18 protein-coding genes are annotated in these 20,601 nt (G+C 33.9%); 6 read left to right on the forward strand and 12 right to left on the reverse strand.

The annotated features are described in order from the left end of the window. Positions 1-216: 216 nt before the first annotated feature. The 5 genes from AB671_RS22940 to secD all read right to left on the reverse strand — a co-directional run bounded on the left by AB671_RS22940 (position 217) and on the right by secD (position 5,695). Entirely contained in the window at positions 217-348 is a 132-nt protein-coding gene (locus AB671_RS22940) for a hypothetical protein (protein ID WP_262484183.1), read from the reverse strand. 78 nt (positions 349-426) lie between these two features. Then, the gene (locus AB671_RS13560; protein WP_066679662.1) at positions 427-993 is read right to left on the reverse strand and encodes a phosphatase PAP2 family protein; all 567 of its coding nucleotides are present in this window, start codon (positions 991-993) and stop codon (positions 427-429) included. A 3-nt stretch (positions 994-996) separates the two neighbouring features. Then, the gene (locus tag AB671_RS13565; protein ID WP_066679661.1) at positions 997-1,332 is read right to left on the reverse strand and encodes a twin-arginine translocase TatA/TatE family subunit; all 336 of its coding nucleotides are present in this window, start codon (positions 1,330-1,332) and stop codon (positions 997-999) included. A gap of 60 nt (positions 1,333-1,392) precedes the next feature. Next, positions 1,393-2,610 carry a TCR/Tet family MFS transporter gene (locus AB671_RS13570; RefSeq protein WP_066679660.1) on the reverse strand — a complete coding sequence of 406 codons (1,218 nt, stop codon included), beginning with the start codon at positions 2,608-2,610 and terminating at the stop codon, positions 1,393-1,395. A 187-nt stretch (positions 2,611-2,797) separates the two neighbouring features. Continuing rightward, the gene (gene secD / locus AB671_RS13575) at positions 2,798-5,695 is read right to left on the reverse strand and encodes a protein translocase subunit SecD (protein ID WP_066679659.1); all 2,898 of its coding nucleotides are present in this window, start codon (positions 5,693-5,695) and stop codon (positions 2,798-2,800) included. A 208-nt stretch (positions 5,696-5,903) separates the two neighbouring features. Between secD and AB671_RS13580 the strand changes: the two genes are divergently transcribed. Further along, positions 5,904-7,265, forward strand: coding sequence for a PQQ-dependent sugar dehydrogenase (locus tag AB671_RS13580; RefSeq protein WP_066679658.1), 1,362 nt, complete (start codon positions 5,904-5,906; stop codon positions 7,263-7,265). Between the two features lie 456 nt (positions 7,266-7,721). Here the strand turns inward: AB671_RS13580 and hemN are convergent, their stop codons facing one another. From hemN to AB671_RS13600, 4 genes are all read right to left on the reverse strand, one after another. Then, positions 7,722-9,080 carry an oxygen-independent coproporphyrinogen III oxidase gene (hemN, locus tag AB671_RS13585; protein WP_066679657.1) on the reverse strand — a complete coding sequence of 453 codons (1,359 nt, stop codon included), beginning with the start codon at positions 9,078-9,080 and terminating at the stop codon, positions 7,722-7,724. 93 nt (positions 9,081-9,173) lie between these two features. Next, a complete protein-coding gene (locus tag AB671_RS13590; RefSeq protein ID WP_066679656.1) occupies positions 9,174-10,085 on the reverse strand; it encodes a sialate O-acetylesterase in 912 nt (303 codons plus the stop codon). 78 nt (positions 10,086-10,163) lie between these two features. Continuing rightward, complete coding sequence (locus AB671_RS13595; RefSeq protein WP_066679655.1) at positions 10,164-11,177, reverse strand: WD40/YVTN/BNR-like repeat-containing protein; 1,014 nt, start codon at positions 11,175-11,177, stop codon at positions 10,164-10,166. 65 nt (positions 11,178-11,242) lie between these two features. Further along, positions 11,243-12,751 carry an APC family permease gene (locus AB671_RS13600; protein WP_066679654.1) on the reverse strand — a complete coding sequence of 503 codons (1,509 nt, stop codon included), beginning with the start codon at positions 12,749-12,751 and terminating at the stop codon, positions 11,243-11,245. Positions 12,752-12,918: 167 nt separating this feature from the next. Between AB671_RS13600 and pnuC the strand changes: the two genes are divergently transcribed. The 5 genes from pnuC (at position 12,919) to AB671_RS13625 (ending at position 18,770) form a co-directional block, all read left to right on the forward strand. Continuing rightward, entirely contained in the window at positions 12,919-13,587 is a 669-nt protein-coding gene (gene pnuC / locus AB671_RS13605; RefSeq protein WP_066679669.1) for a nicotinamide riboside transporter PnuC, read from the forward strand. Between the two features lie 5 nt (positions 13,588-13,592). Next, complete coding sequence (locus AB671_RS13610) at positions 13,593-14,174, forward strand: hypothetical protein (protein ID WP_066679653.1); 582 nt, start codon at positions 13,593-13,595, stop codon at positions 14,172-14,174. A 94-nt stretch (positions 14,175-14,268) separates the two neighbouring features. Continuing rightward, complete coding sequence (gene dapF / locus AB671_RS13615; protein ID WP_066679652.1) at positions 14,269-15,039, forward strand: diaminopimelate epimerase; 771 nt, start codon at positions 14,269-14,271, stop codon at positions 15,037-15,039. A gap of 33 nt (positions 15,040-15,072) precedes the next feature. After that, positions 15,073-16,098, forward strand: coding sequence for an endolytic transglycosylase MltG (mltG, locus tag AB671_RS13620; protein ID WP_066679651.1), 1,026 nt, complete (start codon positions 15,073-15,075; stop codon positions 16,096-16,098). 167 nt (positions 16,099-16,265) lie between these two features. Further along, positions 16,266-18,770, forward strand: a complete 2,505-nt coding sequence (locus tag AB671_RS13625) for a TonB-dependent receptor domain-containing protein (RefSeq protein ID WP_066679650.1) — start codon at positions 16,266-16,268, stop codon at positions 18,768-18,770. Positions 18,771-18,828: 58 nt separating this feature from the next. On the opposite strand, the gene AB671_RS13630 is transcribed toward AB671_RS13625, so the two are convergent. From AB671_RS13630 to AB671_RS22790, 3 genes are all read right to left on the reverse strand, one after another. Continuing rightward, positions 18,829-19,263 carry an adenylyltransferase/cytidyltransferase family protein gene (locus AB671_RS13630; protein ID WP_066679649.1) on the reverse strand — a complete coding sequence of 145 codons (435 nt, stop codon included), beginning with the start codon at positions 19,261-19,263 and terminating at the stop codon, positions 18,829-18,831. A gap of 25 nt (positions 19,264-19,288) precedes the next feature. Beyond that, on the reverse strand, positions 19,289-20,311 hold the full coding sequence (gene galE / locus AB671_RS13635) for a UDP-glucose 4-epimerase GalE (RefSeq protein WP_066679648.1): 1,023 nt from the start codon (positions 20,309-20,311) through the stop codon (positions 19,289-19,291). Between the two features lie 15 nt (positions 20,312-20,326). Beyond that, positions 20,327-20,601, reverse strand: a 275-nt coding sequence (locus AB671_RS22790) for a hypothetical protein (RefSeq protein ID WP_228391043.1), incomplete at its 5' end; no start/stop codon positions are given.

Consider the following 20,601-nt stretch of genomic DNA (forward strand, 5'->3'; position numbering starts at 1 on the left):
TTTATAACCTTTTTCTTAATTTTGACTACGTCGAATCTTCGATTTCTAAATTAAAATAAACTTTGTTTATTCTTGTTTTAACATTAAGGATTTTAGTTAATTAATCTAAATGCAAATAAGAAATCTATGAATTGATTTTTATTAAATCCTTTAAGCTAAAGGCCTTAATTCCTTAATGTTAAAAATAAAATTAATTTTTAAACGATAGACTGACATTTAAAAGCCAAAATAGCTATATACAGCTTCAATATTAACGTAATATTCAGATTGATATTTCTGAATATGCTCCGTAAGAATCAATTTTGAATATTGTTCTTCAGTACAAATATAATCAGCTGTTTTTAACACTCTTAAGCTGTTTTTTATACTGAACAGACAGAAAACTAAAAGATGTTGCAACTAAGTTAAGAATGAGTAAATATCTTGTTATGAATTTATGGTTTGTTTGTTTATTACTTTTTTTGCGAGCAAAGCAAAGAGCCCTCCCAATAAAGTTCCAACAAACGCTCCTACCAAAATATCTCCCGGGAAATGTACTCCTAAATATATACGACTGTATGCTACCACTGCAGCCCAGAAAAATATAGCATAAGGAAACCATTTAAGTTTATCTTTCAATAAAAAACTCAAATAGCTTGCTAAAAAGAAAGTATTTGAAGCATGTGCAGAGTAAAAACCATATTGCCCGCCACATTTTACAATACGCATAACGTTTTGAAGTGAAGGGTCATGACAAGGTCTTAGTCTTGCAACACCATATTTGAAAATCCCCGAAACCTGATCTGAAACAGTCACTCCAATTGCAATGAAAAGGAGAATGTAGAGCAGAGATCTTAATTTGAAATTTTTGTATAGAAGATAACAGAGAATGACATACAGCGGAACCCAAATCCAGGTTGCAGAAATCATTATCCAAAACTGATCAAATGGCGTATCACCTAAATTGTTGAGATAAATGAAAATATTTTTATCTTCCTGAATAATTTCTTCCATATTTTAACGGCTTACCGGTCCTTCGTAAGTTTCGTCATCTGCAGGTTTTACTTTTGGTAATTCTGTGGCAGAAGGCTGTTCGTTTAAAATATTTTCTTCGATGTTCTTCATCGGATTAAAGTCTTTCGCTGCATCTTTCACTTTCTCAATCTCACGTTTTATTTCAGAAACAGGGTTGTCTGTTTCTTTCATGATCTCAGTTTTGATGTCTTCTACTGCGCCACGCATTTTTCTCACTCCCGCTCCAAGGTCGCGAGCAATCTGAGGTAGTTTATCCGGACCAAATAAAACTACAATTGCAATGGCAATAAGTGCCATTTCTCCAATGCTTAATTCCATGGTGCTAAATTACAAAAGATTATATATAAAAAATATATTATGTTTAATTTTAAATAAATTTTAAGATTTCTTTTTCTGAAAAGCATAATAAGTGACCACTACACTTATAGACATCAATATAAATGCTAAAAAGAAAGGAGCTCCAGAAAACTTAAACGGCGCTTCGTCATGGGTAAAAAAGTAAAATAAATTGGTCATTACAGGTGGACCAATAATGGATGTTGCACTCATTAAACTTGTCAAAGCTCCCTGCAATTCCCCTTGTTCGTTTGAAGGAACCGATTTTGTGATCACAGACTGCAAAGCAGGACCGCAAATTCCACCCAAACAATAAGGAATTAAAAAGACAAACATCATCCAACCTTCGGAAGCAAATGAGAATAGCAGCAATCCTATTGCGTATAATATTAATCCATAAAAAATACTTTTTTGTTCACCCAGCTTTGGAGTTGTCCATCGGATCAAAACTCCCTGAACCAAACCTACCAAAAGACCAACGACACCTAAAGAAATTCCGACCATTCTTTCTGTCCAGTCAAATTCATACATTGTAAAGAAACTCCAGTTACTTTGTACTGCATGACCTGCAATATAAATTAAAATTAAAGCAAAGATCAACCCTGAAATTTCAGGATGCTTTCCTAAAAATTTGAATGAACCTACAGGATTTGCACGTTTCCAGCTAAACTCGCGTCTTTTATCTTTATCTAAACTTTCGGGAAGGATGAAATAACCATAAAGGAAATTTAAAAGGCATAAACCTGCCGCTGCATAAAATGGAACTCTTGCTCCATAATGTCCTAAAACACCTCCTAAAACCGGACCAATAATAAAACCCAAACCAAATGCAGCACCAATTAAACCAAAGTTTTTGGCTCTGTCTTTATCTGTAGAAATATCGGCAATGTATGCACTCGCTGTAGTAACGCTCGCTCCGGTAATCCCTGCAATAATCCTTCCTACAAACAGCCACAAAATGGTTGGAGCCAAAGCAAGCAAAATATAATCAATGGCAAAACCGAAAAGTGAAATCAAAATAATAGGTCTTCGCCCAAATTTATCACTAAGATTTCCTACAACCGGAGAAAAAACAAACTGAACGAAAGCATAAGCAAAACCGAGCCAGCCTCCATATTTTGCAGCTTCACTGATGTCTGCATGAATCAGTTCTTTAATCAGTTGTGGAACTACAGGAATGATGATTCCCCATCCCGTTATATCTATCAGCAACGTGATAAATATAAAACTCATTGCTGCTTTCTTTTTTGAATTTTCCATTGTTGTGCAAAAATAAGGAAATCGGGAAAAATATTCGTGTTAAATTGATGAATTGTTGTTGGTTGATAGTTGATCGTTTTTGGTTGATGAAATAGCTGTTTTAGTTTTAATAAAAATCAAATTTAGAACTTATAAAAAAAGAGCCTTTCGTTTGAAAGGCTCTTTAATATATTTAATGTAGTTGATATTACTTTGTAGCAAGTAATTCTTTATCTGATGAAGATTTACCGTGGACGTCTTCTTCTTTTCCTGTTTTAAGGAAATCGTAAGCAATTGCCGATGCAATGAAGATGGATGAATAAGCTCCAAATCCAATACCGATTAACAATGCAAACATAAATCCTCTCAAGTTGTCTCCACCAAAGATGAAGATGGCAAGAATTACAAGTAAAGTGGTAAATGTTGTGTTGAACGTTCTACCTAAAGTACTAGAAATTGCATCATCAAACAATCCTGATAAAGTAAGCGCTTTCTTCTCTCTCAAGTACTCTCTAATTCTATCGAAGATAATTACGGTATCGTTGATTGAGTAACCCAATACTGTAAGAATTGCCGCGATGAAATCCTGATTAACCTCCATGTTGAAAGGCATTACCGAATGGAATAACGAGAATGCACCCAAAATAATGATAGCATCATGTAATAGTGCCGCAACAGCACCCAATGAAAACTGCCATTTTCTAAATCTCACCAAAATATAGATGAAAATACCTGCCAAAGCAGCAACAACCGCAAGAGTACCGTGTGTCTGAATATCATCAGCAACAGAAGGTCCTACTTTTTCAGAAGAAATAATCCCTGCATGATCTGTATCTGCAGATTTAAATTCTTCTAAAGTCATGTTTGCAGGAAGATTTGGTTTTAAACCTTCAAATAATTTTTGCTCAATAGTTTGGTCAGCCTTCAATGATTCGTCATTGATTAGGTAATCTGTAGAGATCTTCAGCTGATTGTTGTTTCCGAAAGTTTTAGCTTCTACAGAAGAGTTTTTACCATCTTGAGTTGTGAAAACTTTAACTAAACCATTTTCAACATCTTCTGCATTTACTTCTTTATCAAATCTTACCACGTAGTTTCTACCCCCTGTAAAATCGATACCAAATTTAAATCCGTTAACGAAGATTGATCCTAAAGAGATTACCGTTAAAATTGCAGAAATGATGTATGAATATTTTCTTTTTCCAATAAAATCGATCCAAGTATTTCTGAATAAGTTTTTCGTTGGAGGAGTCCAAACTGAAAGATCTTTACCTTTATTTAATCTATGGAAAATCATTACTCTTGAAAGTAAGATTGATGTAAACAATGTCATAACAGCACCAATCAATAGCGTCAATGCAAATCCTTTGATAGGCCCTGTTCCGAAGAAGAACAATACTACCGCAGTCAAAATCATCGTTAAGTGACCATCAATAATTGCATTCAATGCATGTTTGAAACCATCTTTGTACGCTTCAAGAATATTTTTCCCAGCAAACAATTCTTCTTTCGTCCTTTCGTAAATAATTACGTTGGTATCTACCGCCATTGCCATTGAAAGTACAATACCCGCAATACCAGGAAGCGTTAAAGTAAAGTCTCCGGAATCCATAATTCCGAAAATATAGAATAAGTTGATAATCATTGCAATTACCGCATAAACTCCTGCTAAACCGTAGTAGAAAATGATGTATGCAATAATAATTAAGAACGCAATAGAGAATGATAAAACTCCCGCATCAATAGACTCCTGTCCTAAAGACGGACCTACTTGTGTAGCTTGTACTACTTTTGCACCCGCAGGTAATTTACCTGCTCCTAAAACGTCAACCAATTCTTTAGCTTCTTCCTGAGAGAAGTTACCAGAGATTTGAGTTCTACCGTTAGGAATTGCACCCTGTACATTTGGCGCAGTATATACTCTGTTATCTAAAGTTACAGCAACTGGTTTTCCTACGTTTTTCTCAGTAAGCGTTTTCCAATCTTTAGCACCTTTAGAATCCATTTGCATATCTACCACTACTCTGCTCAATTCATCATAACCGATGCTTGCAGTTTCTACAGCTCCATCTACCGGAGCTTTTTGATTGATATTACCTCTTATAGCATATAGGACCAAGCTTTTTTCATCCGTAGATTCTGGCTTGTAACCCCACATGAACTGAGTGTATTTAATATTTGCAGGACGTAAAGACTGTGCAATTTTACTATTTAATATCTTGTTTACTTTTGCAGTATCTGTCAATTTCACACTTCCTACAGAGCTCATGCTTCCAGATTTACCACCTTGCATAAGATTAAGGAAATTAGTGTTTTTAGCAACTCCCATAGAGTCACCTTTTGCAGCAACTACAGCCGTTAAAGTCTGGAAATAAGGTGCAACCTCAGCAAACTGCTGTATTTCCCAAAACTGAAGTTTTGCAGAAGTCTGAAGCATCTTTTTTACCTTATCGATATCTTTCATACCCGGCATTTCTACAGAGATTCTTGCCGTTCCCGGAACTCTCTGTACGTTTGGCTGGATAGCTCCCAATTTATCAATTCTGGTTCTGATTACTTCAAAAGCAGTACCTACAGAAAGATCAATTCTTTTTTTAACAATGCTTCTTACCTGATCATCGGTGGTATTAAATTTAATCTCAGAAAGATTAGTATTTCCGAAGATTTCAGGATCTGCAAGTTTAAGGTTTGCGCCTTTTGCTTTGTTTACGGCATCAAACTCAACAAAGAAATTGTCGATATAAGATTTTGTAGAGTTTTTTTGAGCTTCATCTGTTCTGTTTAGAGCCTCAATAAGAATAGGATTGGTAGAATAATTAGTTAAATCATTCACCAAATCTCTCTGATTGATTTCCAAAAGAACGTTGATCCCCCCTTTCAGGTCAAGACCTAGCTTCATTTCTTTGTCTTTTGCCTTAGCATAAGAAAGTTCTGTAAACCCAAGATTTAAAGTTTCATCCTTTAATCTCTGGATTTCTTTCTCGTTTCCGTTCGCAGCTTCGATTTGCGATTCAATTTTGCCGGCGTACCAGGTTGGTAATAGCTCATTTAAGCAAATTAACCCTAGTACAATAGCAACAATTGTAATAAGTCCTTTTCCTTGCATTTTGTTATAACTACGTTAAATTAAGTCGGCAAATATAATGATTTTATTGACATTTTATGAACTTTTAGCAACAGAAATGGTTTATTTTCAGATATATCGGCAATCTTATTTTTAGGATATTTTATGACTTATTTTATTAAACATTAAAAATAAATATTGGTATGAAATTTTCATTCAAACCACACAACACCTTAAATTCCAAAATATTATGAAAAAACTATTACTTTCATTAACATTATTCTCTTCCTTAATCATACAAGCCCAAGGTTTTGTTCTGGAAGAATTTGCAACCGGGCTAACCAGTCCCGTAGAAATAACTAATGCAAATGACAGCCGTCTTTTCGTAGTACAGCAAAATGGGATTATTAAGATTATACAGCCCAGCGGAACGATAAATACTGCAGACTTTCTTGATATTAGCAATAAAATAAATTTCGGTGGAGAAAGAGGTCTTTTAGGTTTAGCTTTTCATCCACAATATCTTACCAACGGCTATTTTTTCGTGTATTACAACAATACAGCAGGAAATATTATCGTAGCAAGATATTCCGTAGATACTACCAACCCTAATATTGCTGATCCTAATTCAGAAAAGATCATTTTAAACATCCCAAAACCTTTTGCAAACCACAATGGTGGGAGCATTCATTTTGCTCCTGACGGAAATTTATGGGTTGTAACTGGCGATGGCGGAAGTAGCGGTGACCCTAATAATAATGCTCAAAACAAAAATTCATTGTTAGGAAAAATGCTTAGAATTGATATTAATTCTACCGCAGCCTACAATATTCCTGCAGGAAATCCTTTTATTGGCGTTGATGGCTCAGATGAAATTTGGTCTTACGGTTTAAGAAATGCGTGGAAATATTCTTTTGACTTAACCAGTGGAAATGTAATGATCGCTGATGTAGGGCAAGGTTTATTTGAAGAGATCAATCGAATGCCGATCACACAGGCAGGAATCAATTACGGATGGAGATGCTATGAAGGAAATAATACTTACAGCACAGCTGGCTGTGCCGCTTCTTCAACAATGACGTTTCCAGTCGCAGTTTATGACCATTCAGGAAGCAAGTGTTCTATTACTGGAGGCTATGTTTATCGTGGAACTCAAAATCCAAGTTTGCAGGGAAAATACTTTTTTGCAGACTACTGTTCTTCGCAAATCGGCGTGATGGAAACCAATAATTCAATTTCGTGGACGACTCCTTTTACCGGAAATAATTTTTCAACTTTCGGACAAGATAATCTTAAAGAGCTTTATGTGGCTGCTGTAAACAATGGTAAAATTTATAAGATTAAAACAACAACTTTAGGAGTTCAGGATATTACATTCAGTCAAGTCAGAGTTTACCCAAATCCTGCATCAGAAAGAATTTTTGTGGATGGATTAAAGGGTAATAACAATATTGCTGAAATTTTCAGTACGGAAGGAAGAAAAGTTTTAGGCGAAACAAAATTCGATTTTGAAAACAGCATCAATATCTCAGGAATTCCTGCAGGAGTTTACTACATCAATATTAAATCGGGAGATTTTAAATCTTACAGCCAGAAAATAATTATTAAATAATCTGAACTCCTTTTATTTATATTTAAACGCAAAGATTGATTTTAATAAAGCATACTTTAAGGAGCAAAGATTGAATCAATAAATTGATTTTATGAAGCGTTCGTTTTTTTCAAGCTTCATCAGCGACTTGTCGCCATCCTTTGCTCCTTAAAATAATAAGCTAAAAAATTAAAATCTTTGCGTGATAAAAAATTTGCAAATTACTTTTGATAACATTTATTGTAATTAAATGTTATATTAACGCAAAGATTGATATTAATAAAGCATTTTAAGGAGCAAAGATGAATCAATAAATTGATTTTATTAAGCGTTCGTTTTATTCAAGCTTTATCAGCGACTTGTCGCCATCCTTTGCTCCTTAAAATAATAAGCTACAAAATTAAAATCTTTGCGTGATAAAAGATTTCGTTCAACCTAATCAATAAAAAAGCGATTCATTTCTGAATCGCTTTTTATTTATATCGTCATTGAAAAAATTCTGGTTTCGGGTTTGTTTCTCAACATTCTGAGATCAAAAACCATCGCTACATTTCTTGTGAAAGCTCTACCTTTTTCCGTTATTTTTATTTGATTGTCGTTAATTTCAACCAATTCATCACGTTCCATTTCCTGAAGCATATCAAAAGCATTCTCAAGCTCCGGAATGGCATCTTTATTTTCAAAAGTAGTTTCCAACTGGCACATTAAATTTAGAATATGTCTTCTGATTGATAAATCTTCTTCATTTAAAACATGTCCTTTCACGACAGGAATTTCACCTTCTTCAACTATTTTTTGATATTCTTCCACCGTCTTTACATTTTGAGCAAAAGCATACCAAGAATCTGAGATAGAGCTCATTCCTAAACCAATCATCAGCTGAGTTTTACTTGAAGAATATCCCATGAAATTACGGTGAATATCTCCTGAAATCATAGATTTATACAGTTCATCTTCTTCAAGAGAAAAATGATCCATCCCTACTTCTTTATATCCTAATTCTTCCAATAATTTTTTACCGTCTTCATACAATCTGCGTTTCTCTTCACCGCTTGGCAAATCGTTCTCGTCAAAACCTCTTTGCCCCACTCCTTTTATCCATGGCACATGAGCGTAAGAATAATACGCAAGACGATCCGGTTTTAGTTCTAAAGTTTTATGAATAGTAAGAGCCATACTTTCCCAATTAGAATGTGGTAAACCATACACCAAATCATGAGAAATACTTGTATACCCAATTTCTCTGGCCCATTCTGTAACATTTTTTACGTTTTCGAAAGGCTGGATTCTGTTAATGGCTTTCTGAACTTTCAAATCATAATCCTGTACCCCAAAACTTGCTCTTCTAAACCCTAAATCAAATAAGGTCTGAAGATGCTCTCTTGTTGTATTATTGGGGTGACCTTCAAAAGAAAACTCAGGATGTTCTGCAATTTCAACCGTATCAAAAATTCCTTGCAATAAGGTTTTTAGATTTTGCGGAGAAAAAAACGTGGGTGTTCCACCTCCTAAATGTAGTTCTTTTAACTTCGGCTTTTCATTAAATAATTGAAGATAAAGCATCCATTCTTTTAAAACACTTTCAAGATAAGGAACTTCTACACTGTGTTGCTTTGTAATACGTTTATGACAAGCACAAAAAGTACACAATGCTTCACAGAAAGGAAGGTGAATGTAGATTGAAATCCCTTCTCCCGAATTGCTTTCATTAAACGACCTGATGACACTAGATTTCCATTTTTCCGGAGAAAAAGTAGATTCGTCCCAATATGGAACAGTGGGATAAGATGTATAACGAGGACCTGGAATATTATATTTATCGATTAACGAATTCATTTGAAACTTTATATTTTTTCTAAACTGATGAAATTAATGAATTTCATTCTACAAAATTAACCAATACTTCTGAATTAGAGCTTATGAATTATATTAGTCTTTCTTTTCGAAATTTATAATGAGTCTAAATACCTCTTCCGCAAAATTCTTTCCCAAATCGATGTAACCCGCACTGTCATAATGCCATGGATCGTTTCCGTAGTTGTATTTCTGGGTAGAACGAACAATCGTTGTGTTTTTGCCATCTCTTACAAATTTCTCCTGAGCATACTGTACCAACTCTCCAATTGGCCAGACTTTTCCTTTTTCATTTTTACCGGAATCTGAAATTTTTCCAATCACAACCGGTAAATCATCGGTGCGTAAAGCAGCCCGCATCTGATTCATCAAAGTTTTCAAATGAGCGTAATAATTATTGGCAATTTCTTCATTGTAGCTTGCGTCTCCTTCACCTTGCATCCAAAGAATTCCGGACATTTGTAATTCGTCTCTTTTTCCGTTCCCGTCAATATCTTTTTCATTTAAAGCATTTTTTACAGTTTTCAGAAAATAATCATATTGATTCAGGCCGTTTTTTCCGTGATAATCTGAATCCCAACAACCGAAACTTCCTGTCGCAAGACTATCTATGGAAGTGCCTTCTCTCGCATATTTTATCAACGCAATTTTATCATTCGGAAAGAGTTCTTTCATTCTTTTGGCAAAAGTCATTTCCAAACCAAATCGGTCTGAAAGTGTATTGGTTTTTCCATCCGTTTTAAAACCGGTTCCGTTTCCGGCTTTCAAAACATCCCACTTTCCTGCTCCGCCATTTTTTTCTCCATCAGGAACAGAATTTCCCTGAAAAATATAAACACCTTTAATGGTTTTCAGATCATTTGGAAGATCTTTATTATACCCGAAACCATTCATATTCGACTGGCCAGCCAATATGAAAACCCTTATTTTCTGAGTATAAAAAAATGTTGGAATTAGGAAAAGGAAAAATATTTTTAAATTTTTCATTAGAAAATTTTGATCAAAGGTAATTTTAAGAAATTTCAAATCTGTTGTAATCGAAAAGATATGTTCTATCTAAAGCATTTAAAATTTTAATTTCATCAATGAAATCTTGTCCTTCCCAGCAAAGACCACGGTATTTCCATCTACCCATTTGCAAACGTAAAACCCTTTTTCATCGGAAATTTTCTTCCATGTTTTTCCAAAATCAGAAGAATAACTGATGTGCTGATCTCCTACAGAGATCATTTCTTTGCCTTTTGAATTAGGTTTTATTTTCACACAGGTTGTATATCCTGAGTTTTTTCCTGATGCCTGAATCTGCCAGGTTTTTCCGCCATCATTGGTGGTTGCAATATTATTGACATTGGCTTCCTGTTTTGTGTAATCACCACCAACTGCAACTCCAAAATTCTGGTTGGCAAAATCAATAGAATAGATTCCCGCAGATTGACCTTGTACAAATGGAGTATCAAAAACCTCCCAATATAAAGGATATTTCCAGCCGAATTTAAAAATTCTGGAGAAAGTTCCGCCAGTAGCAATCCAAACTAAATCTTTATACATTGAGATATTTGAATTGCTTGCAGCAAAATGTGCTTCACCCTTATTGTATTTTGGGTAATTCAGAACTTCATAATTATTACTATTATGAAAATTAAAAAAATTAGGAACACCGTCTTCATGTGGATCGCTTATAGCTAGACCTACATTTTTAGATTGAATAATAAAGGAATCATAAAAGGCTGTTTTTGTAGAATCCGTATTAAAAATTTCAGGTTTCAAGGTTCGTTTATCAATTTTAAAAAAGTAAGCAGGGCTTTCAATATTAATGGCATAAAAAGCATCGTCATCTTGAGTCAAAGTTCTAAATTGCAACTTCTTTTCAGATAGCTTGATCTGTTTTTGAGCTTTATTATTTTTTAAATCAACAAAACCGAATTTAGATTCCGTTCCGCTGTACCAGACTTTGTTATCATACAATTCGATTGCTCTGATGCTTATTTTATCATTTAAAATAGTTTCAAAACTTTCGATTTTTTGAGAAAACATCAATAAACCAACCGTAGAAAATAACAAAGTGAAGATTTTTTTCATAATAACAAAAATAAAAAAATCCGCAGAAGATTAATCTGCGGATTGTAAAAGTATCTATTTAAAATTTATTTTTCGATAAATTCATCATAACCACCTTGGTTCAGAACACTGTTTCGTTTACCATACAAGAAGTAAATTAAAAGTCCTAAAGCTAACCAGCCAATCGCCATGTAAATTGCGCTAGGCTCTAAATTGATAATCAAATAAATATTGATTAAAATACCTAATGATGCCACAACAGGAAGCATAGGAGTCTTGAAACCTCTCTTCAATTCTGGTTTTCTTATTCTTAGCAACCAAACCGCAAAACAAACCATTGTAAATGCGAATAAAGTTCCAAAACTACACATATGTACCAAAGTACTGATTGGCGTAAGTGCTGCAACAGTTGCTACAATTATACCTAACAAAATAGTATTTTTATAAGGAGTTTTTCTTACCGGGTGAATTTCTTTGAACATTTTTGGAAGAAGACCATCTTTTGCCATTCCCAAGAAAATTCTAGACTGACCCAACATCATTACCAACAATACAGAAATTAATCCAATAGTTGCAGCAACAGTAATTAAAATTACAGCCCAATCCATTCCGGTAGCTTTTTCAAAAGCAACAGCAACAGGCGCAGTTAAAGCATCAGGAACAGTTCCGAAGTCTTTATAACTCATCATTCCTGTAAGAACCAATGACATTAAAATATATAATGCTGTACAAACTAACAATGAAGTAATAATTGCAAAAGGAATATCTTTTCTAGGATTTTTAGCTTCTGCAGCCTGAGTAGAAACTGCGTCAAAACCAATGTATGCGAAGAAAACCGCAGCTGCTCCGGCAATAATTCCGTTAAAACCATATGCTGCTCCCATTTTTCCATCAGACTGAAGAATCATTTTTTCGTCCGGAATAAATGGTGTAAGATTATCCATATTGATAAACAAAGCACCTACAACGATTACAAAAACTACAACAGAAGTTTTTAAAATTACAATCATATTGTTTGCTCCTGCAGCTTCTTTAGTCCCTTTTACCAAAATTGAAGTAACAATTAAAACAATGATAAATGCTGGTAAATTAAATGCAAAGCTTGGCTCTGTTAAACCATGACTTACCGCATATTGCTTTGCCGTAGAAAAGTCATTGGTGAGATAATAAGGTAGCTCAATATTAATAATTTTCAAAAATTTATTAAAATATCCGGACCAGGAAACCGCCACCGTCATAGAGCCCATTGCGTACTCCAATACCAATCCCCAACCGATAAGCCATGCAAAAACTTCACCTACTGTTCCATATGCATAAGCATAAGCCGAACCTTCAACAGGCAATAACGCCGCAAATTCTGCATAACAGAGTGCTGCAAATATACAGGCAATCCCTGCAACAACGAATGATAAAGCTAAAGCAGGACCCGCATGATAGTAAGCACCGGTACCTGTAAGTACAAAAATTCCACCTCCAATAATTGCGCCGATACCAATGGCAGTAAGGCTCCATTTCCCCAGAACTCGCTTGAGCTCACTCTTTTTCATATCGGCCTCATAGGCTCCTAATGGTTTTGTTTTCCAAATATTTGACATATTGTTTTCTTTGTTTTAAAGATTTACGAAAATATAAAAAATTTAGAGACCTTAATATTTATTGATAAACTTTCGTCAATTTATTTTAATTCCAGACTATATAAAACTGATTTTCACCTATTTTAATGCATTTTAAAATACCGTGTTTTTTGCTTATTTTTGAAACCATGAATATTTATGACCTCTTCATAAAACCTTACGAATCATACACTGGACTGCAAATTTCCCTTGAAACTTTTGCCACTATTCTAGGAATTATGAGCGTCTATTTTTCCATAAAAAAAAACATTTGGGTCTACCCTACGGGAATTGTTTCTACCATCATCTATGTATATCTTCTTTTTATTGCAGGTTTACTCGGAGATTGCATGATTAATATTTATTATTCGGTGATGAGTGTCTATGGATGGATTTTATGGAACAAAAATTCTGAAGACCATGTTCATGTGAATGTTTCCTGGGCGAAAAAGAAAGAATGGATGCTGGCGGCAATCCTTTTCATGCTGAGTATCTTTCTGGTGATGATCATTTATTACTACAAACCTTACATAGATGATCATTTTTCTACAGAGAATATAGAGTTTGGGTTTTATCATCTCGATTGGGCCAATTGGCTGGACGTATTTACAACTTCAATATTTCTGGTTGGAATGTGGTTGATGGCGAAAAGGCGCATAGAAAGTTGGCTTTTCTGGATCTTAGGCGATCTTATTTCTATCCCGATGTATATTTATAAAGGCTATGGAATAACTTCGGTTCAATATTTGGTATTTACTATAATGGCCATCTTAGGATACGTCAGCTGGAAGAAAAGTTTTAAAGAAAAAATACAGTAGAAATTATGAAAAATATATTAAAAATAACAGCAGTTCTTTTATTAGGATTTAGTTTAACTTCATGTGCTGTTTATAGTGACAATTACGGTGCTTACGGAGATCCATATTATGATAACGGATACTATTACGCTCCTTCAGGATATTACGGCTCAGGTGGTTATTACGGTAATGACGGATATTATTACAGAAATGATATGCGATATTATTACGACAACGGAGTACCTTATTATTACGGAAACAATAGAAACAAAGTCTATGTACAACGTAATTCGGGAGCTGTAGGAAAGGTTACAACTAGTCAAAGACCTAATAATGGTATAGGTAACGGAAATAATTCTTATCGATACAATAATAGTCAAAGGACTTATAATAATAACCAGCAACAACGAAACACTTCTAATAACGGTGTAAGAAATGAAAATAACTCAGGATTCCGTAACCAAAGCCAGGGAAACAGTGGCGTACGAAATCAGACACAGCAGCCTTCACAAAACAGTAGCGGAAATTATAGAAACAACACGCAGACAACCCCTCAGAACAATAATAATTCTGATAATAATCCTCAAAGAAGCGGATCAAGAAGATAATCATTCTAAATAATGAAACGGACAGCAAATCGCTGTTCGTTTTTTGTTTTAATTATATTAATTTTGCAGGTTAATTTTAGATAAAAAAGAAGCTATGGAATTTTATAAATATCAGGGAACTGGAAATGATTTTGTGATGATTGATAACCGCTCTGGAGCGTGGAATGATCTTTCAATTGCCAATATTCAAAAACTTTGCGACCGTCGCTTTGGAATTGGCGCTGACGGATTAATTAAAATAAACGCAGCAGAAGGAGTAGATTTTGAAGTGGATTATTACAATTCGGATGGCTCAAAAAGTTTCTGTGGAAACGGAGCACGTTGTTCTGTAGCTTTTGCTTACTTTCTTTCGATTTTTAAAAATAATACGACAACTTTTACCGCTATTGACGGGCTTCACGAAGCTGAAATCAACGGGAACATCGTAAAATTAAAAATGAGTGATGTTACGTCAATCACAAATGACGGTGAAGATTCTGTTTTAGATACAGGTTCGCCTCATTATATTAAATATGTAGAAGACATTGCCAATTTCAACGTTTTTGCAGAGGGAAACAGCATCCGAAATTCGGAAAATTATAAAGAAAAAGGTATCAATGTTAATTTTGTTGAAAATATTTCTAATGATGAGATTTTCGTAAGAACCTATGAACGAGGCGTTGAGGATGAAACTTACAGTTGTGGAACTGGAGTTACAGCTTCTGCTTTAACTTTTCTGAAAAAAGGTAATCTAACCTCCATAAAAGTTAAAACGTTGGGTGGTGACCTTAAAGTTTATGCTGAAAAAGATGGAGACACATTCCGTCAGATTTGGCTTGAAGGTCCTGCTAAACAAGTTTTCCAAGGAAAGGTAGATATTCTTTAAAAAACATAAAAACTTTTAATCTATTTAATCATAATGAAAAAAACTATTCTCATTATCGTACTCCTTATTCTTGCAGCAGCAGGTTTTTTTGGTTTAAAATTCTACAGTAAATACTACGGAAACAACGTATCAAAAGACGGGTATGTTTTGATTCCACATGGTGCAAAATTTAATCAGGTTTTAGATTCCATCGCTCCTTATATTGATAATAAAGAATCATTTGTTGAGGTTGCAAAAGATAAAAACATGGATGAGTATTTCAAGCCGGGTCGTTATCATTTTACTAAAGGAGCAAGTAATACAAGTTTGGTCAATATGATAAAAGCCGGAAATCAGTCTGAAAACTCATTTAGGATTGGTGATTTTGGAGATATTTATCAGATGGTAGGAAAAGTGAGCAAAAAAACTGAGCTAGACTCCTTAAAATTCGTTAATGACCTTGACAAAATAGCTTCTGAAAAAGGATATAAAAACGCTGAAGATCTAAAAAAATATTTCTTCATCGATACGTATAATTTTTTCTGGACCGTAACTCCAAAAGAGTTTTTCAAAAAATTTGAAGATCAGTACAACGAATTTTGGACCTCTGAAAGGAAAGCTAAAGAACAAGAATCTGGTTTAACAAGAGATCAAATTTATGCTTTGGCATCGATTGTTTATAAAGAATCGGGAGGAAAACCTGATGAAATGAAAACCATTGCCGGTTTATATTTAAACAGATATAAAAAAGGAATGAAGTTGCAATCTGACCCAACCGTTATTTACGCAATAAACAAGCAGACCAACTTTAAAGAATCTATTAAAAGAGTTTTTTATAAGCATCTTTCTACTCCATCCCCTTACAACACTTACGCCAATGCAGGAATTCCTCCGGGGCCCATTTGTGTGGTAGATAAAAATTCTGTAGATGCGGTTTTAAGTCCTGAAAAACACGATTATATCTTTATGTGTGCAGACCCTGAAAGATTCGGATTTCACAAATTTACCGCAAGTGCAGAGCAACATGTCATCAATGCAAAAGCATATCAGGATTGGCTGAATTCAAATAATATTAAATAATAAAAATATTTAACTTTATTTTAACAAATTAATAATTAACATTTAGCTCTCAAAGGCGACATATCTATTAAAAATAATAAACGAATCGTGAAATTGTATTTTTAAAGGCTTTAATAAATTAATAAAATTAAAACCTTTTCATTACAGTTTTATCTAAAGAATACCTTATGAATCAGACGGAAATAATCAGTATTTTCACAAAAAAAACCTTAGGGCTTACTTTTGTTTTATCTGCAGCAGCTTTTGCTTTTGCTCAGGATAAAGTAGGAGTTTCAGGAACTGTGGTTGATAAAAGTAACCAGCCGGTTGCATACGCTTCTGTAACTTTTAGCAATAAAACAAGCAAACTGTTGAGTGATGCTACCCTTACAGACGAAAAAGGAAATTATAAGCTAGACCTTACTCCTGGTAATTACGATATTACAATAGAAGCAATCGATTACAAGAAAAGCGTAATCAATAAACAAATTACAACCGCTGGAAGTATTGGTGCTCTTTCTATAGAACCGGAAGCAACAAGTACCAATTTAAAAACTCAGGACATCCAGGGAGTAGTAATCACTGCCACAGCAAAGCCTTATAAAGTTGAGCTGGATAAAAGAACTTACGACCCATCTCAGGATATTGTAAGTAAAGGCGGAAACCTTCAGGATGTTTTATCAAATGTACCATCAGTTTCTGTAGATACAGACGGTACCGTTTCGATGAGAGGTAGCTCAAACGTTCGTTTTTTAATTAACGGAAAACCTTCTGCTCTTCTTGGAATCGATGACGGAGCCAATGCATTGCAAAGTATCCCAGCTGATCAGATTGAAAGAATTGAAGTAATTACCAACCCTTCTTCAAAATTTGAAGCCAGCGGAACTGCGGGTATTTTAAATATTATTTTAAAGAAATCAAAAAAGACAGGTTTCAACGGTAGTGTTACCGGAACTTTAGGATATTTACCTCAAACCAATTTGAACACCAATTTAAGCTGGAGAAAAGGTAATCTTACCTGGTTTTTAAACGGTGGCGGTGGTTACCGTGAGTCTAAAAACACAAACAGGAACAATGCGACTTTCTTCAACGCAGCAAACGGCGGAAGAACTCAAACTGATCAGGAATCTATTTCTAAAAACAAGAACAACAATTATAATGTTTCTTCAGGTTTAGTTTACGACCTTTCAGACAAAACATCAATTAACGCATCCGGAACGATAAGAACTTTTGAAAGCGATAACTTGGGAAATATTACCTATGATTATCGTTTTTTGAATGCTCCCAGCTTGTTTACGGAAAGAATCAATACAGGATCTAATAATAATTTAGCCTTTCAGGGAGATTTCGGTTTAGATCACAAATTTGATGATAAGGGACAAAACATTTCATTATCATTAAGTTTACAAAGCAACAGATCTTATAATGATACTGACGTTAATCAAATTACAAACAATATTTTTGAACTTCAGAACAGCATTAGCCAAACCACAAGAAACAAAACTTTGGTAGGTAAAGCTGATTATGAGCTTCCGATAGGAGAAAACTCAAAAATTGAAGCTGGTTACAGATTAGACATCAACAATAACAATTACGACAATGATGTTTTAGAGCGTTACTCTCCTTTTGCAGATTTTCATTATTTAAACAACTTTACATACAATGCAAACTACAGAGAAATGTTTAATGCAGGATATGTACAGTTTAAAAGTAAAATCGGAAAATTAGGTTATCAGGTTGGTGTAAGAAACGAATATTCGAATGTTGATATTCAATATTCAAACTTAGATTCAGCTACAAAAAACATCGACAATAAAAAGGGTTACAATAACCTTTTCCCAACCGTATTCTTAAGCTACGAAATCACAAAAGACAATCAGTTTTTAGTGAATTACTCAAGAAGAATTGACAGACCGAGATCATGGTTCTTGATTCCTAATCCGAGCTATACAGATAATCAGAATATTTTTGAAGGAAATATTGATTTAAATCCTTCTTATGTAGATTCTTATGAATTGGGTTATAGTATTTCAAAAGGAAAATTTACAATTAATCCTACTCTTTATTACAAACATTCTACAGATGACGTAAAAATGTTGGTATATTCTGATGGAGGAGTTTTTAAAACTAAACCAATAAACTTAGGAACTAATGACAGCTATGGGTTAGATTTAAACTTTAACTGGGATGCTACAAAATGGTTGAAATTCTTAGGAAATGTTGATTTATTCGGATATAAAAATACCGGAATATTCAATGATTTATCTGTAGTTTCTAAACCTGTACCTTTTGATGGTAGTGGTTTTTCAGCGAGGGCACGTTTAACATCAACTTTTAAAGTAGATAAGACGTTTAGCTTCCAGTTACAAGGTTTTTATAGAGGTGGTCAAAAAACTTCGAGCATTGAAAGAAAAAGTATGTATGCTCTTAATTTTGGTGCGTCAAAAACAATTTGGAAAGGTGATGGAACACTTAGTTTTAATATTCAAGATATCTTCAATACTAGAGCAATGGAATCAACAGCATATGGCGATAATTTCGTAAGAGATTCTTATATGCAATGGCAACCAAGACAGTTTGCAGTATCTTTAACGTACAGATTTAAGCAAGGTGAAAAGATTGAGCAACCGAAAAGAAAGAAAGATGTAAATTCTAATGCTACAGGAGACGACCAACAAGGCGGACCAATGTAATATTATTCACAATCAATCATAAAAAAATCCCGAAAAGTAATTTTTTCGGGATTTTTATTTATTTAGATTTTGCCATTTCGGCTTCGTAGATTCTTTTCCTTAAATCGCTTGAAGAAAAGCGGTGATCTCTTTTATTATAAAAAATCTCAATGCCTTTTTCCTCACAATATTTCTTGCCGGTGAAATCACGATCCAGATAATCATCTCCAATAATCCTTACATCAATTACAAAAGATTTTAAGATATCTTCTAAATCTTCTTCTGTATAATAAGGAATAATCTCATCAACCGCGTTTACTGCTTTTAGCTGAATATATCGCTCCACGATTGTTTGAGTAGGTTTATTTTTTGTAGGCCTCTCATGTGAAGGGTCAATTTGCAAACCAACAATTAGATAATCACAAACAGTTTTGGCTTCTTCCAACATTTTGATGTGACCTGCATGCAGAAGATCAAAAGATGAAAATGTGATTCCTATTCTTTCTGTTTTCATAAGGATTTAAGGTGTTATTTATAGTTTAATTTTTTCTTGATTCTAAATATTTTTGCCACTCCCAAACTGTTTTCAAAGCTTCTTTCAAAGAAGTTTCAGATTTCCAGTTGAGTTCTTTTTCAGCTTTTTCAGCATTGGCATAAGCGATGGTAATATCACCTTCTCTCCTATCGCAAATTTGATAAGGTACAGCCACTTCATTTGCAGATTCGAAAGCTTCTACAACTTCCAAGACCGATGATCCTTTTCCTGTTCCCAGATTATAAATATCAATTACAGCTTCTTCAGAATTATTATTCATTAAGCTTTTCAGTGCAGCAACATGTGCTTTCGCCAAGTCTACCACATAAATGTAGTCACGAATTGCCGTTCCATCTTCCGTAGGATAATCATTGCCCCAAACGCTCAATTTCTCACGAATTCCTGCTGCAGTTTGCATTACATAAGGAACTAAATTATTTGGAACTCCAATTGGTAATTCACCCAATAAAGCTGAAGGATGTGCCCCAATTGGATTAAAATATCTTAATAAACATATTTTGCTTTTGTAAGATTGAGCAAAATCTTTTAAAATCTCCTCTCCCATTTGCTTTGTCTTTCCGTAAACACTTTCCGGCATTTTTAACGGAGTATTTTCGTTGATTGGCATTTCATCAGCCTGACCGTAAACGGTACAAGATGAACTGAAAATAAAGTTCGAAATTTTTCTGGTTTTAAATTCCTGAAGAATATTAATCAGCGAAAACAAATTATTTTCGTAATAATCAATGGGTTTTTCCTGACTCTCACCGACCGCTTTAAACGCTGCAAAATTAATACATCCTTCAATATCATGCGCCTCAAAAACTTGATTAAGAAGTTCTTTTCTTTTCAAATCAAAAGGATAAAATATAGGTCGCTTACCCGTAATTTCCTCAATATTATGTAAAATAAATTTTTCTGAATTGGATAAATCATCAACAATGATTACTTCAAAGTTGTTATTAATGAGTTCTACAACAGTATGAGAACCAATATATCCAAGTCCGCCTGTGACTAGTATTGCCATTTTTATTTATGTTTTTTAATCTTGCTTTTTTCCTATTTCCTCTATTTCGTTCTTTGCTGGAGTATGTCTAAAATAATTTATAAGTAGTGTAGGAACTATTAAAAAAATGAAAAGTGTAATTAAAAAAGAATTAATATAAATTTTCCAAAGTTCCCCATAATTCATATAAAAACTTAAAAAGCCTAAAATTACTATCAAAAAACTTGTAACATTTAAATATGTAAACATTTTTTTTGATTCTTTAAAAATATTTATAAATGTCACTATTAATAATATAAATACAATAAAAT

It is taken from the genome of Chryseobacterium sp. BGARF1, from assembly GCF_001677955.1.
GTDB lineage: Bacteria > Bacteroidota > Bacteroidia > Flavobacteriales > Weeksellaceae > Chryseobacterium.